Origin of the sequence: Micromonospora sp. NBC_01739, assembly GCF_035920385.1 — a bacterium.
Classification (GTDB): domain Bacteria; phylum Actinomycetota; class Actinomycetes; order Mycobacteriales; family Micromonosporaceae; genus Micromonospora.
On record NZ_CP109151.1, the window covers coordinates 3,856,714 to 3,871,352 of the forward strand.

Consider the following 14,639-nt stretch of genomic DNA (forward strand, 5'->3'; position numbering starts at 1 on the left):
TCAGCCTCTCCCTAGAATGGTGCGACGATGCTCCCACGCGAGTTGAATGCATCCGGCGGCTGCCGGAGCTAGCCGGCCGCTGGCTGTGAGTTCGTCAATGGTGTGACGGGTGAACGGCAGCGCGGACGTAGGCTTTGCTCGGCCAGTCACGACCACGGTCCCTTCGGCGTTGGCGCTGACCATATCGGCGAATAGCCGGTCGTAGGTCGGGCCGTCGAAGACCGCTACGGTCAGGATCTCGCCCCACAGCGTGAGTGCATCAAGCGCCACGCCGAGGCAGTAGACACGGACCCCGCCAGCAGCGTACGCGCGGTCAAAGGAGGCCAACGGTTCAGCAGCGTAGTCCGCCGGCTCTCCCTCACCGCCATGCTCAGGGTTGCCTAGAAATTCCTCGCTGTACTCCCGCATCATGTTGCGCCACAGGGTGAAATCGGCATCCTGTGCAGCAGGAAGGATACTCGACGGCTGAAAGACTCCGGCGGGCATGATATGCAACATCCCGCCAGCCACTGCGACGTTCCCGGCAGCGCGGTTATGCAGAACGAAAGAAACCCCGTCTTCATCTACTCGAAGCGTCAACGTGTCGGTTGACGACGCCGTTGCCCGACGGCTAGGCGTGAACGGATCGCCGACCAGCCTCCGGAACGCCAAGTTGCGCCAGGACGCCGGAAGGATTCCACTTCCATCGCCAGCCACATGAAACATGGCCATCTCATGAGCCAGCGCCTCGGCGACATCGACGGCACCGAAGTAGGTGCCGGTCGAGAATGTCAGCGCTCGCTCGGGTTGACTCCAATCAACGTCGGTGAGGTGCCACGCAAGTCGGTTCTCAAAGAGCCGAGGCTGTTCGACATCCCGGAGGGCGAGGCTGTAGCGCTGGTGTCGCCGACCGTCGACAGCTAGCGGGCGAACGGCTGCCGCTGCATCCTCGGTGCCAGCAACCACCGGCGAGGCTCCATCCGCCGCGTGCGCGATCCCGAACTGCCCCAGCTCGATCGGTACCGCCGGCAGCCAAGCCGGTGCTGCGATCAGTCCGCTATCCCCTACCCGATGCTCTGGCTCGTACAGCCGGGCCGCCTCGCGGGCGAGCTGGACGCGGTAAGCGTTCAGCGTCCGCCGGACGGCCCGCCACTCTTCCTGGCTTCCCTCGACATGGGGATGAGATGCGGGCTCTGGATGGATGGCAAAGCCTCCCGCGTCGGTCTCAGGATTCTCTTCCTGCTGCGGCACGATGCGCTGCCTGGTCAGGCCAAGGTCTTGCACGCTGACGCCGAAGTGCTCGGCGAGCAGCTGCCGGTAGAGGGCAGACGGAAAAGTGATGCCGCGTTCCCATCGGCTGACCTGGTTGGCTGTGACGGCCAACCTCTTTCCGCGTCCCGCGCCGAGGCGGTTTACGGCATCGGCCACGTCCTGTTGCGTCTCACCCGCCGCATCACGCAAGTTGTAGAGCGCGAGATTGGGCGTGGCGTCTCTGGCCCGAGCAGGCAACTCTTTCCTTCCCTCCGGCTTCGGCAACGCTCGGTCAGGCCCAGCGTGCCTAGTCGATGCCTAGCGGATGCGCCCTAGCTGCCGTCAGCACGGCGTTTGGGTGCGCGCCGGGAACTGGTGTCCTTGTCCGCATGACCGACATCGACCGCGATCCGCTCAACGGCATCGGCCAACCGCCGTACCTCGGCATGGAGCTGATCGAGTCGGGCAAGCACGAGCGAGGAACTGTCCGGCATCTCGGCACCCTTACGGCTCTCGGAGGGCGTGGCACCTGTCAGAACCGCTTGCAGGTAGCCATCCGGCCAGTCCAGCGCCTGAGAGATCGCAGCAAGGGTGCGGGTCGAACGCTTCCGGTTCGCCTTGGCGTACTGCAACTCGCGCAGGGTCGCAACGGACACCTTGGATCTCTCTGCCAGTTCCTGCTGAGTCAACGGCAACTCGGCCATCCGGCCGTTGATTGCGCTGGCCACAGCCTGCCAATCCTCCACCCGATGCCCCCTTGTCTGACTGACTGATCCGCCGATCCTAGCCCCTCCCCTTGTTGACAACGCACAACTTCGGCGCTAATTTTAGCGCTTAAATCAGCTCCACTAGCCGGAGGTTCCCGTGAGGAAACGCCTCGTTGCCGTCACCGCTGAACCGACCGCCGCCGACCTGGCCGCGATCGACGCCGAGTGGCCGTTGATCGCCGCCGAGTTGGACGTGTTGGACGCGCAGATCACCCTGATCTACGCCGAGGACCACGGCGGCCCGACCGCCCTGGACTGGCGCAGGCTGCGCCGGGCCGAGGCCCGCGTGACCCGTGCCGCCGCCGAGGTGGCCACCCGCACCACCGGCCCGCAGCGCGCGGCCTGATGTCCCGTATCCGTGCCGCCTACTACGACCCGGACGGCTTGAAGTACGGCATCCCTACCTACTGGTGGCGCGGCGCGCCGCCGGGCTACGCCACCCGCCGTCAACTCCGTGCCGCCGGCCTACGCCCCGGTGGCCAACCAGTCGCCGCGCAGATTCTCTGGCGCGGTGTCGGTGGCACCCGTACCGCCTACCTGTACCGGGTCGACCTGGCCCGGCCTAAGCGCACCGCCACCCCCGCCCAACTGCGCGCCATCGCCGCCGCCCTGATCGCCCGCCGTACCTGCCCGACCTGCGGCGTGGTCCGGCCGTACTGCATCCCGCGCTCGCTCGGCGAGTGCGTCGACTGCGCCTACCCCGAAGGAGAGTCCGCGTGAACACCCCCCGTAAGTCCCGACGTGCCGTGATGGCTGACATCCTGCTGTTGGCCGACCCGACGGAGATCCGCACCCACACCGACGGCGTAGCCCTGGCGGTATCTTTCGACCGCATCGCCGAACTACGGTCCTGGCTTCACCTGGCCGGACTCAACACCCCGGACACGCTCACCGCCGAGCACACCGGCGCCAGCGACGACGGCCGCCCCTGGCAGGTGATGTACGCCTACCCGACCTTGCACGGGTGGGAGATCTACGCCCACGCCAAGGAGTACACCGCCGGCCCTGACCTCGACCCGGCCACCGTTGACCGGCTCGCCGCGCTGGCGGTGGCCTGATGACCGCACCCACGATCAACGGCACCCGCTACCCGCAGCCCATCGAGAAGCTGTTGCCCGCCGCCCGCGCCCTAAATTTGCCGGACGGGCAGGAGTTCCCGTCGCGTAACCGGTTGATGCGGGAGTTCCGCATCGGTGCGCCGAAGGCCGATGAGCTGTTGGCCCGGCTCAAGTCCGAGCACGCCGAGCGGGCCCGCACCGATACCCTCCGCTCGGCGATGGCCGTCCGGGGTGCCCTACTGGCACCCGACACCGGCACCGGTAGCCCGGTGGTGCCTCGGTTGGACTACGCCGAGCCGATCGGCCCGGACCCGGCCCCGGTACCGGCCATGCCCGTGCACACGCCACTGCCCGCCGAGCCGCCGAAGATCGCACCCGCCGAGCCGGTCGCCGAGGCCACGCCGGTCGGTCACCCGGACGCACCCACCCCACCGGCCAGCGACAAGCCGGACCGTCCGGCGGTGGTCTGGCCGGTCATTCTGCTCGCGTTGCCGGCGTTCGTGGCTATCTGGTCCGGGTGGGTCGGACTCGGCGGACTCACCGGATTCGGGGTGGTGCACCCGCTACCCGGTATCGCCGACGGGTTCGCCATCAACACCGCCATCACGCTCCCGATCGGCGTCGAAACCTACGGCGCTTACGCCCTCTACGTATGGCTGTCCGGCCGGGTCCCGGACCGGGCGCGGCAGTTCGCGAAGTGGTCGGCCATCGCCTCACTGCTGGTCGGCGCGCTCGGCCAGGTGGCGTATCACCTGCTCGTCGCTGCCGGAGTGCAGATAGCTCCGTGGTGGATCACCACCGCCGTTGCCTGCCTGCCGGTGGCGGTGCTCGGCATGGGTGCCGCGCTGGCGCACCTCGTTCGCTCGCACGACTAGTTTCGCCCGGCGGCACAGCCCTTGGCCTAGGAACCGCGCTGTGCCGCCGGTCCCCCTGCTGATCCGTAGACCGTTGGAGGAACCCCCATCATGACTGCCCCCGATGACGACCGTTTCGACTGGCACGCCGCAGAAGCCGATCTGAACGCCACCGGGCCGGATGCCGAGGTGGTCGACCTGGACGCGGCCCGTTCCCGCCGCGCTGGTGTCGACCTCGGCGACGACGACACCGCCGAGGGTGGGCCGATGCTGGTCGACAGCATCGACGCGCAGCGTCGCCCGCGGTTCACTCTGGCCGGGTTCCGCGACGCGCAGCGTCGGCCGATCCTGCCCGGCTGGCTACGCTCCCGTACCGAGTTCGCCGGCAACCTGGCGTGGGCCACCGGGCTGGCCGCGCACGCCGCCGGCTACCACCTGCTTCGGGTGCCGAAGTACGTCGGCAAGCTGGCGTGGCGTGCGCCGGTCGGCGTCTACCGGGTCACCCGTGGCTACGTGCGGTGGTTGTTCGACCTGGAAGGCGAACCGGTTCGCCAATCCGTGGTCCGCGCCGCCATCGACCGTCCGGAAGAGGCCCGGCTGTATCAAACCCTTGCCCGGCAGCGGGATCGGCGGGTGCGGTGGCGTGGTCTGACCGCCGTTCCCACCGGGGCCGTGCTGCTGGTCGGCGTTGGTCTGCTCGTGACGGCGCCGGCCGCCACCGTGGTCGCCACCCTGGCGGGTGTGGTGGTGGTGTTCGGGGTGCTCGGCGCACCGGCTGACCGGCCGCTGCTCGACACGGCGGTGGTGCGCAGCCCGGTCACGCCGTTGACCTCGGATGAGGTCGTGCGTGCCTTGGCCGCGTTGAACATCTCCGGCATCAACCAGGCACTACGTCGAGGCGACACCGGCAAGCGGTGGTTCCCCGCGCCGATCCAGCGGGAGAACGGCACTGGCTGGCGTGCCGACGTGGAGTTGCCGCGCGGGGTGACGGCCTCGGCGGTGGTCGAGAAGCGGGAGGAGTTGGCCGCCGCGCTCACCCGCCCGCTCGGCTGTGTGTGGCCCGAGGCCAACGCCGAGGTACACCCCGGCCGCCTGGTCCTGTTCGTCGCCGACAAGGATCTGTCCCGGTCGAAGCAGAACCCTTGGCCGCTGCTCAAGTCGGGTGCGGTGGATCTGTTCAAGCCGTTCCCGTTCGGCACCGACCCACGCGGCCGGGCCGTCACGCTAACGCTGATGTTCGCGTCGATGATCGTGGGCAGCATCCCGCGTATGGGTAAGACGTTCTCCCTGCGTCTGGCCATGCTCGGCGCGGCACTCGACCCCCGCGCCTGGATCCTCGCCTTCGACTTGAAGGGCACCGGTGACCTGTCGCCGTTGGAGCCGATCAGCCACCGCTACCGCGCCGGTGACGAAGACGAAGACATCGCCTACGGCCTGGCTGCCATGCGCGAAATCCGCACCGAGCTACGCCGCCGGACGAAGGTGATTCGGGAACTGCCGCGTGACCTGTGCCCGGAAAACAAGGTCACCCCCGACCTGGCCAGCACCCGCAAGCTGGGCTTGCAGCCGATCGTGATCGGCGTTGACGAGTGTCAGGTGTGGTTCGAACACCCGAAGTACGGCGATGAGTTCGAGGAGATCTGCACGGACCTGATCAAGCGTGGCCCGGCCGCCGGGATCACGCTGATCCTGGCCACGCAGCGGCCGGACGCGAAGAGTCTGCCGACCGGCATCAGCGCCAATGCGGTGCTGCGGTTCTGCCTCAAGGTCATGGGTCACACCGAGAACGACATGGTGCTGGGCACGTCGATGCACAAGGCCGGTATCAAGGCGACCATGTTCTCTCGGCGGGATCGGGGTATCGGCTATCTCGCCGGTGAGGGTGATGACCCGACGATCACCCGGACGTTCTACATCGACGGGCCGACCGCCGAGCAGGTCATCCGCCGCGCCCGCACCCTACGGGAGCAGGCTGGCACCCTCACCGGCCACGCGGCCGGGCAGACCATGGACACCACCGCCGTGCGCCGGGACACGCTGCTGGACGACATCGCCGCCGTCATGTCCGACAGCGAGGCCAAGCTGTGGTCCGAGGTGGTCTGCGAACGGCTCGCCGGGCTGCGGCCGGAGGTGTACGCGGGTTTGACGCGGGAGCAACTGACCGCCGCGTTGAAGCCGTACGGCGTCACCACCGGACAGGTATGGGGCACCGACCCCGACACCGGCAAAGGAGCCAACCGGCGCGGTATCGACCGCGCGCACATCCTCACCGCGATCACCAAGCGTGATCGCGAGCAGGGTGGGCGGGCCGCCAGCTAGCCGCACCGATCGCCGCTAGGTCTAGCGGCCAGCCCCGCTAGACCTAGCGGCACCACTAGCGACCAATCCGAATCCTGATCAGCGCCCTAGTCCCTAGCGGCGTGACCTGTCTGCACCCTGAAACGGCCTTGGGAGGCGTTCTGTGGTCACCCTCGCCCTACTAGCTAGCCTCACCGCCACCGGTTACGCAGCGTGGCACCTGATCCTCTGCTACGCCGCGCCTATGCCACGCTGCCGCGCCTGCCACGGCACCGGCGAACGACGCGGACTCATCATCCGCGCCCCGCACGAATGCCACCGCTGCCACGGCACCGGCCGCCGGCCGCGCCTCGGCCGCCGGCTGATCGAGTACATCCGCACCGAGTACCGGGCAGGCCACCAGTGACCGGCCGCGACCAGCACACGCCATGGTGCGGCCGGGACCACCGATGCGGCCTCGGCGAACATCGCTCCGATGAAATCGTGGTCGACATCCCCGGTCGGGCGCGTGCCGTGCTCGTGCGCGTGCGGACCGCCGCCGGCCGCGACCACGCCGAAATCCGCATCCGGGTCGCCCTCGCCCCGACCGAACTGGCCGCCCGCCGTCAGTTGGTCGGACTGCTCGACGACGTGCGCCAGGCCGTGACCCGCGCCGCCATCGCGGCACGGCCCCGACCTCGGCGGGCCGCCTGATGGCCGGGCCGCGCCGCGACGGCGCTTCCCCACGTGATGCCCGGCTGTCCGGGTTGGAGGTCTGGCTCACCGGCACCCCCGCCGAGCTGGACGCCGCAGTAACCGCGCTCGCCGCCGCCGGACGACTCACCCAACGGGGCACCCGCCGCCCGCTCACCGGCACCGACGCCGGCCGGCACCGCCTCTACCTACGCCTGTCCATCGCCACCGCCGCTCGCCCGTCCGGCCGCACGCCGGCCACCGGCCGTGCGGCGCTGCTCGACCTCGACACCGCCCGCTGTAAGACCGCCTGATCAGGAGACACCACATGTCCGCCCTACTCGCTACCGCCCTCGCCCACGCCGAACGTGGATGGCACATCTTCCCGCTCCGCCCCAACGACAAGCGACCCGCGTTCCCCGACCACCCCACCGACCAATGCACCGGCCGTGACCCACGCTGCCGCGCCGGGCACGTCGGTTGGGAGGACCGGGCCACCACCGACCCGGACCGCATCCGCCGCGCCTGGTCGACCCGTCCCTACGGCATCGGCATCGCCTGTGGCCCGTCCGGGCTGGTCGTGGTCGATCTGGACGTACCCAAGAGCAACGCCGACATCCCACCGCCGGAATGGGCCGGTGTGTGCGATGGCCGCGACGTGTTCGCGATCCTCGCCGACCGGCACGGCACCCCCACCGGTTGGATTGCCGGGTTCGGCCCGGACGACACCGCGCCGACCGGCGTCGACCACACCTACACCGTGCTCACCGGCAGCGGCGGTACCCACCTGTACTACCGGCATCCCAACATCGGGCCGCAGCTACGCAACACCACCGGCGACCGGGGCGGCCTCGGCTGGAAAGTCGACACCCGCGCCCACGGTGGCTACGTCGTCGCTGCCGGCAGCACGGCCGCCGGCCGCCCCTATACGGTGGCGCGCGACTGCGACCCGGCACCACTGCCCGACTGGATCGCCGCCGGCACTGCGCCGCCACCTCTGCCACCACAACGGCCTGTGGTGGTCGACCTCGGCACCGGACGACGCGCCGCCTACGTCGACGCCGCGATCCGCCGCCAGGTCGCCGAGGTCACCACCGCCACGCCCGGCAGCCGCAATCAGGCGCTCTACGTCTCCGCGGTTGCTCTCGGCCAACTCGTCGCCGGTGGCGCGCTCGCCCAGGACGACGCCGAGGCTGTTCTCACCGACGCCGCCCACACGGCCGGGCTACGGCCTGCGGAGACGGCACGCACCATCGCATCCGGACTGCGCGCCGGTGCGCGCCGGCCTCGGAGCGTGGCAGCATGAGCGCCCCCGCCGAGCGTCCCGACCTGCGCGTGGTCCAATCCGGCGACGACACCGCCGCCGAGGTCATCGCACCGATTCGCCGCGAGCCCGGCCGCATCCGGACCGCGTGGACCGCCGCCGACCTCATGGCGATGGAGTTCCCGCCTCCCCGGTGGGCAGTGCCGGGTGTGCTGTCCGAGGGTGTGAACCTGCTGGCCGGTCCGCCGAAGGTCGGCAAGTCGTGGCTGTCCCTTGGCCTCGGCCTGACCGTCGCCGACGGCGGCAAAGCGTTCGGCAGCATCGACACCGAACCCGGCCCGGTGCTCTACCTGGCGTTGGAAGACACGCCCCGCCGGTTGCAGTCGCGCATAGGCAAGGTTCTGGCCGGGCGACCCGCACCGGCCGGGTTGACTCTCGCCACCGCGTGTCCGCCGCTGCCGCAGGGTGGTGATGAGGCGATCGCCGCATGGTTGGACCGCAACCGCGACGCGCGCATGGTCATCATCGACGTGTTCGCCAAGCTGCGCGGCACCTCGGCACCCGGCATGTCCGCCTACGACGCGGACTACGCGGCCGTGGGTCGGGCGAAGAAGGTTGCCGACGCCTACGGCGTGGCCGTGGTGCTCGTGCATCACGTCCGCAAAGCCGGATCGGACGACTTCCTAGAGGCCGTGTCCGGCACGAACGGCCTGGCGGGTGCCGCTGACGCCACGCTCGTGCTGCGCCGGCCGCGTGGCTCGGCCGATGGGGTGCTGCACGTGACCGGCCGCGACGTGGACGAGTCGGAATACGCCCTGGCGTTCGACCCCGCCAACGGGGCGTGGACCATGCTCGACGGCCCGGCCGCAGAACACGAAGTCAGCGAAACCCGTGCGGCGATCCTGCGATGGCTACGCACCTTCCCCGGCAGTACGCCGAAAGCCATCGCCGAGGGCACCGGCCTCAGCGTCGACAACGTCAAGAAGACCTGCGGCCGGATGCTCGACGCCGGCCAGGTGGCCTGTGACCCCGGTGGCCGATACCGGCTACCCGCCTAGGTGTCCCCGGTGTCACCCGAGTCACCGCAGTCATCCGACCAGCTGTCACCTGCGGAAACGCCACCTGACCACGGTGACAGGTCGGTGACAGCCGACCGGCCGTGACCGGCCCGACCGGATCGGCTGAAACACACGCCATCCGCCATGTTTCAGCACAGACCCCACCTATCACCCTCGCAACCCAAAGATCTTGGCTCTACGGCGCTCTCAGCGGGCCGCTCTAACGCCCCCTGAAACGTCCGGCCATCGACCCACCCCGAACCCTGCGAGCGGCCAGAAAGGCACCCAGCTTGCCGACGAACGCCCTTCCCACCACCCGCACGCCGCACCACAGGAGGCCCGCTATGCCGGAGAGGTACCTGACGATCTCGGAAGTAGCTGCCCGCCTCGGCACCACCGACCGCTTCCCGCGCCGGTTGATCGAGGAACGGCGCATCGAGTTCAAGCGGTTCGGTCGACACGTACGGATCGCGGAGAGCGTCCTGAACGCCTACATCGACTCCTGCACTGTCGCCCCGGTGCGACGCGGCCGGGCAAGGAGGGCCGCCTGATGGCAGGCAACACCAAGGGGCGTAAGCGTCGGTTCGGCAGCGTCAGAAAGCTGCCGTCCGGCGCGTGGCAAGCCCGGTACACCGCGCCGGACGGCCTGCCGCGTAAGGCACCGAGCACCTTCGACACGAAGCGGGCCGCCGAACAGTGGTTGGTCGAAACCGAGGCCGAGATGCTGCGCGGGGAATGGCTCGACCCCGACGCAGGAAAAATCACGCTGAGCGAGTACGCCGATCGGTGGATGCGCGAGCGCGATCTCAAGGCACGGACGCGGGAAGAGTACGAGCGGCACATCCGCCTTCACGTCCGGCCGCAGCTCGGCGCCCACGCGCTCAACGAAATCAGCGCGCCGCATATCCGCAAATGGCGCGCTGACCGCCTGGCGGATGGCGTGGGGAAACCGACAGTGGCGAAGACGTACCGCATCCTTCACGCGATTTTCGCCACCGCCGTTGACGACGACCTGATACGCCGGAACCCCTGCCGCATCAAGGGAGCCGGCCAGGACAAGGCCGACGAACGGCCCACGGCCACGCTGCAACAGGTGTTCGCGATCGCCGAGGCCATCCAACCGCGCTACCGGCTGCTCGTTCTGCTCGCCGCGTTCGCACAACTGCGATTCGGTGAACTGGTGGCACTGCGCCGCCGAGACATCGACCTTCACACGATGGAGCTACGGGTACGCCGCGCTACCGCCGAGATGGAGGACGGCACGCAGGTAGACGACGACCCGAAATCCGAGGCGGGAAAGCGACCGGTCAGCCTGCCAGCCGGGCTGCGTGCCGACGTCGAATCGCACCTCGCAGAGTTCGCCGAGGGCGGCCCCAATGGACGGCTGTTCCTCGGCGCGCAGCGTGGCATCCCGCGCCGCCGCAACTTCAACCGGATCTGGCGAAAGGCCCTGACCGCCGCTGGCATCCCGACCGACCTCGGCCTACACCTACACGACCTGCGGCACACCGGCAGCACGTGGTCAGCACAGAGCGGCGCGACGCTCAAGGAACTGATGGCGCGCATCGGTCATTCGAGCACCCGCGCAGCGATGATCTACCAGCACGCGACCCGTGACCGCGATCACGCTATCGCTGCCGCGCTGGATGCCTTGATAGAAGAGGCGCGAGGCAAGATCAGCGCGTGATCTGGCACGGATCTGGCACATAGCGGTCCGAGAGATTGATGAATGATAAAAGCCCTGGCGGGAGATCAGATCTCCCGCCAGGGCTTTTCGCTCGGGTGGAGCCGAGGGGACTCGAACCCCTGACCCCCACACTGCCAGTGTGGTGCGCTACCAGCTGCGCCACGGCCCCTTGCCTCGCGCCCGGTTCCCCCGGGCACTGGAAGAACTATACACACGCCGCCCTGCATGGTCATCTCGCGGGGGTCCCCCCTCGGGCGGGTCAGTTCAGGGCCACGTCGGGTGGGAAATGTGCCACCGCGGCCATCATGCCGCCCTGCCGGCGCAGCACCATGGGCCACAGGTCGTCGGGGCGCTCGACGAAGGCGTCGCCGGGCAGGGCGTCCAGCACGAACCAGGAGCCCTCCTCGATCTCCTGCTCCAGTTGCCCGCCGCCCCAACCGGCGTACCCGGCGAAGACCCGGATGGTCTGCACGTTCTCCCGCAGCCGCTCCGGATCGACGGACAGGTCCAGGGTGCCGACGGCTCCGGAGACCTGGTGGAAGCCCTTTAGGCGGCGGACCGGGGGAAGCATCCGGGCCAGGCAGATCGCCGATTCGGGCTGCACCGGGCCGCCCTCGAACAACACCGCCGGGTGCCGGGCCAGGTCGCCCCAGTCGCGCAGCACGTCGGCCACCGGCACCTCGGTGGCCCGGTTCAGCACCACCCCGAGGGCCCCGCCGGGCTCGTGGGCGACCAACAGGACCACCGTACGGTCGAAGTTCGGATCTTTCAGTGCGGGCGTCGCCACCAGCAGTTTCCCGATCATCGACTCCATGGCCCGCCCGCCGATCGCCTGCCCCTCTCCCTGCATCACGCGTACCCGTCAGCCTCGTCGCGGCGGGCAGGGCCGGTCCGGCACACCAACGACAGGCCCCACCGGTGCCATCCGCGCTGTCGTAGCCATGTCTGGCACGATAGCTTGCGACCCCGGCCGTGGCGACGGTCTGATCGCCGAGTGATCGACATCGGGGCCGGCGCAGCGGGCAGAGCCAGCCCCGACCGAAGGGCTCCCGGCAATCCCGAATGCCCCTGCCAGCCGGAGCGACCGGGCTAGATTCAGGGGCGATGGCAACGGTCCGCGACACCACCTACGAGCTGCTCCGCGCGCTGGGCATGACGACCGTCTTCGGCAACCCCGGGTCGACCGAGGAGCCCTTCCTGCAGGCCTTCCCCGATGACTTCCAGTACGTGCACGCGCTGCACGAGGCCTCGGCGATCGGCATGGCCGACGGGTACGCCCAGGTGACCGGAGCCCCCGCGCATGTCAATCTGCACACCGCCCCGGGCACCGGCAACGCCATGGGCAACATCGTCACCGCCTGGCACAACCGGACCCCCCTGATCGTCACCGCCGGGCAGCAGACCCGGCAGATGCTGCTGCTCGAACCGCGTCTCACCGCCCGCCGTCCCACCGAGCTGCCCCAGCCGTACGTCAAATGGGCCCACGAACCGGTCCGCGCGCAGGACGTGCCGGCCTCGCTGATGCGGGCGTACGCCACTGCCGTCCAGCCACCGGCCGGGCCGGTCTTCCTCTCCCTGCCCCTGGACGACTGGGCCCAACCCGCCGACCCCCTGCCGGAGGTGCGGACGGTGGCCACCCGGTTCGCGCCCGACCCGCAGCGGCTGCGGCAGTTCGCGGCCGCGCTGACGGAGGCCCGGTCACCGGTGGTGGTGCTCGGTGCGGCCGTGGACCGCGCCGGGGCCTGGGAGGCGGCTACTGCCCTGGCCGAGCGGCTGGTCGCGCCGGTCTGGTCGGCACCCGCGCCCGAACGCACCGCCTTCCCGGAGGACCACCCGTACTTCCAGGGGGTGCTGCCCTACGCCGCCGGGCCACTGGCCGAGCGGCTGGAGGGGCACGACACCGTGCTGGTGGTCGGCGCCCCGGTGTTCCGGTACTACCCGCACATTCCCGGGGCCACCGTGCCCCAGGGGGCCCGCCTGTTGCACGTCACGGACGATCCGGAGGAGGCCGCCCGGGCCCCGATCGGTGACAGCCTGCTCGGCGACGCCGGGCTCACCCTCGCCGCCCTGGTGGAACTGCTGCCGCCGGTGGACCGGCCCCCACCGGCTCCCCGACCCGACCCACCCTCGGTCGAGGACTCCCTTCCGCTCAGTGCGGACGCCCTCTTCGCCGCCTTGGCCCGGCACTGGCCCGAGGACGGGGTGCTGGTGCAGGAGTCCCCGTCGAACCTCTCCGCGCTGCGCCGGCGCCTGCGGCTGCGCCGACCCGGCTCGTACTTCACGATGGCCAGCGGGGGCCTAGGGTACGGCCTGCCGGCGGCGGTCGGCATAGCCCTGGCTCAACGCCACACCGGCCGGCACCGACCGGTCGTTGCGGTGATCGGGGACGGGGCCTTCCACTACTCCGTGCAGGCCCTGTGGACCGCCGCCCAGTTGCGGCTGCCGCTGGTCGTGATCGTCCCGGTCAACCAGCAGTACGCCATCCTCAAGTCCTTCGCCGAGCTGAAACACACCCCCGGGGTACCCGGGCTGGATCTTCCCGGCATCGACATCAGCGCGGTGGCCCGTGGCTACGGCTGCGCCACCACGGTCGTCGAGACCCCCGACCACCTGGGTGAGGCCCTCGACCTAGCCCTGCGCGCGGAGGGCCCGACGGTGCTGCCGGTACCCATCCGGACGGACATCCCCCCGCTGCTCTGAGCGGTCAGTTGCCGCCGATCCGCAGCGGTGCGCCGGTGAGGGCGTCCAGGACGGGTCGGGTGCCCAGCGGCTCCTTCAAGGTCACCTCGACCTCCTCCAGCTTCAGCATGGCGTCGCAGACGTCCGTGGAGCGCACCACCGAGCCGCCCACCACCACGAGGTCCTCCCGCTCCTGCACCAGCGGGGTGATCTCGGAGTCGCAACTGCCGACCCCCAGCCGGAAGGCCAGTCTCGTGCCGTCGACCTCGATGATGTTCTGCGCGGCCACCAGCCCCTCCGGGGCGGAGTCGGAGGGGACGACCGGGTCGGGCACCCTTCCGACCGCCTGCGGCGCGACCGCGGTGGCGGCCACCACGGCACCGATCTCCTCCACGGTGAACAGCCAGGCCGGCACCTGTGCCTCGCCACGGCTGGTGCGCAGCGGCGCGGTCCCCAGTTCGACCTTGCTGATGGTGAGTGCTACACACTCGCCCTGGGGGCGGCTGCTGACCGTGCCGTCCGGGTCGCCACCAGGGGCGGGCGGCGGCGGAACCTCGGGCTTCTTCGCCCCCGGGCAGGAGGGCGGCTCGACGCCGTTGGTGAGGGTCCGGAAGGCTTCGTCGGCGTCGACCAGCGGTACCCGCAGTTCCCCGTCCGGGAAGCGGATGGTGCCCGAGTCGGGCTGCCGGGCCGGCAGATCGGCCGGCTTGCGGTACCAGCCGGCCTGGAACGCCGTCTGGGTGGCGGGGGTGAAGTCAGCCTCGCCGATCAGCAGGGTGGGGTCCTGAAGGGGGATGTAGCCGGTGCTCCAGCCGGGCCCGGGGCGCCACCCCTCGGCCACCGCGGTGGCCCGCCGGTCGAAGGGGTCCTGGTCCTGGTCCTGGGCGGAGGGGAGGGGACCGGTCGGGCCGGTGCCTGCCGGTGCACAACCGGCTACGACGATCATCAGGGGCAGGCCCAACCGGGCGGCGAGACGACGCATACCTGCTCTGACGGGCCTACCCGGCACCAGGTTCCCTGACAAGATCGATTCCTTCGGGGAGACACGACTGCGCGCCCCGGCCGGATGGCC

At 70.1% G+C, this 14,639-nt stretch carries 16 protein-coding genes, 1 tRNA gene and 1 pseudogene; 13 read left to right on the forward strand and 5 right to left on the reverse strand.

The genetic code is table 11. From position 1 onward, the window contains the following. The gene (locus tag OIE53_RS17295) at positions 1-1,362 is read right to left on the reverse strand and encodes a helix-turn-helix domain-containing protein (protein WP_327022576.1); all 1,362 of its coding nucleotides are present in this window, start codon (positions 1,360-1,362) and stop codon (positions 1-3) included. Between the two features lie 200 nt (positions 1,363-1,562). Continuing rightward, positions 1,563-1,976 (reverse strand): hypothetical protein, encoded by a 414-nt coding sequence (locus OIE53_RS17300; RefSeq protein ID WP_327022577.1) that lies wholly within the window; start codon positions 1,974-1,976, stop codon positions 1,563-1,565. Between the two features lie 118 nt (positions 1,977-2,094). Between OIE53_RS17300 and OIE53_RS17305 the strand changes: the two genes are divergently transcribed. The 12 genes and pseudogenes from OIE53_RS17305 to OIE53_RS17360 all read left to right on the forward strand — a co-directional run bounded on the left by OIE53_RS17305 (position 2,095) and on the right by OIE53_RS17360 (position 10,888). Continuing rightward, a complete protein-coding gene (locus OIE53_RS17305) occupies positions 2,095-2,343 on the forward strand; it encodes a DUF6284 family protein (protein ID WP_327022578.1) in 249 nt (82 codons plus the stop codon). Next, on the forward strand, positions 2,343-2,717 hold the full coding sequence (locus OIE53_RS17310; RefSeq protein ID WP_327022579.1) for an RRQRL motif-containing zinc-binding protein: 375 nt from the start codon (positions 2,343-2,345) through the stop codon (positions 2,715-2,717). Before OIE53_RS17305 ends, OIE53_RS17310 begins: the two co-directional genes overlap by 1 nt. A gap of 29 nt (positions 2,718-2,746) precedes the next feature. After that, positions 2,747-3,055, forward strand: a complete 309-nt coding sequence (locus tag OIE53_RS17315; RefSeq protein ID WP_327027251.1) for a hypothetical protein — start codon at positions 2,747-2,749, stop codon at positions 3,053-3,055. Next, positions 3,055-3,930 (forward strand): ABC transporter permease, encoded by an 876-nt coding sequence (locus tag OIE53_RS17320; RefSeq protein WP_327022580.1) that lies wholly within the window; start codon positions 3,055-3,057, stop codon positions 3,928-3,930. Before OIE53_RS17315 ends, OIE53_RS17320 begins: the two co-directional genes overlap by 1 nt. 90 nt (positions 3,931-4,020) lie before the next feature. Further along, a complete protein-coding gene (locus tag OIE53_RS17325; protein ID WP_327022581.1) occupies positions 4,021-6,228 on the forward strand; it encodes a cell division protein FtsK in 2,208 nt (735 codons plus the stop codon). Between the two features lie 142 nt (positions 6,229-6,370). Then, positions 6,371-6,613, forward strand: coding sequence for a hypothetical protein (locus OIE53_RS17330; protein WP_327022582.1), 243 nt, complete (start codon positions 6,371-6,373; stop codon positions 6,611-6,613). Then, positions 6,610-6,900, forward strand: a complete 291-nt coding sequence (locus OIE53_RS17335) for a hypothetical protein (RefSeq protein ID WP_327022583.1) — start codon at positions 6,610-6,612, stop codon at positions 6,898-6,900. The genes OIE53_RS17330 and OIE53_RS17335 overlap by 4 nt, the downstream gene beginning before the upstream one ends. Then, a complete protein-coding gene (locus tag OIE53_RS17340; protein ID WP_327022584.1) occupies positions 6,900-7,193 on the forward strand; it encodes a hypothetical protein in 294 nt (97 codons plus the stop codon). The genes OIE53_RS17335 and OIE53_RS17340 overlap by 1 nt, the downstream gene beginning before the upstream one ends. A gap of 14 nt (positions 7,194-7,207) precedes the next feature. Then, positions 7,208-8,185, forward strand: a complete 978-nt coding sequence (locus OIE53_RS17345) for a bifunctional DNA primase/polymerase (protein WP_327022585.1) — start codon at positions 7,208-7,210, stop codon at positions 8,183-8,185. Next, positions 8,182-9,269, forward strand: a pseudogene (locus OIE53_RS17350) (AAA family ATPase). Before OIE53_RS17345 ends, OIE53_RS17350 begins: the two are co-directional and overlap by 4 nt. A gap of 276 nt (positions 9,270-9,545) precedes the next feature. Beyond that, entirely contained in the window at positions 9,546-9,752 is a 207-nt protein-coding gene (locus OIE53_RS17355; protein WP_327022586.1) for an excisionase family DNA-binding protein, read from the forward strand. Beyond that, positions 9,752-10,888, forward strand: a complete 1,137-nt coding sequence (locus tag OIE53_RS17360) for a tyrosine-type recombinase/integrase (protein WP_327022587.1) — start codon at positions 9,752-9,754, stop codon at positions 10,886-10,888. The genes OIE53_RS17355 and OIE53_RS17360 overlap by 1 nt, the downstream gene beginning before the upstream one ends. A 96-nt stretch (positions 10,889-10,984) precedes the next feature. Here OIE53_RS17360 and OIE53_RS17365 read toward each other — a convergent pair. Both OIE53_RS17365 and OIE53_RS17370 read right to left on the reverse strand, forming a co-directional pair. Next, a tRNA-Ala gene (locus tag OIE53_RS17365) sits at positions 10,985-11,057 on the reverse strand. A 90-nt stretch (positions 11,058-11,147) separates the two neighbouring features. Then, on the reverse strand, positions 11,148-11,738 hold the full coding sequence (locus OIE53_RS17370; RefSeq protein ID WP_327027254.1) for a YqgE/AlgH family protein: 591 nt from the start codon (positions 11,736-11,738) through the stop codon (positions 11,148-11,150). Positions 11,739-11,992: 254 nt separating this feature from the next. On the opposite strand from OIE53_RS17370, the gene mdlC reads away from it, so the two are divergent. Continuing rightward, positions 11,993-13,588, forward strand: a complete 1,596-nt coding sequence (mdlC, locus tag OIE53_RS17375; protein WP_327022588.1) for a benzoylformate decarboxylase — start codon at positions 11,993-11,995, stop codon at positions 13,586-13,588. Between the two features lie 4 nt (positions 13,589-13,592). Here the strand turns inward: mdlC and OIE53_RS17380 are convergent, their stop codons facing one another. Further along, on the reverse strand, positions 13,593-14,549 hold the full coding sequence (locus tag OIE53_RS17380) for a hypothetical protein (RefSeq protein ID WP_327022589.1): 957 nt from the start codon (positions 14,547-14,549) through the stop codon (positions 13,593-13,595). Between the last annotated feature and the right edge of the window lie 90 nt (positions 14,550-14,639).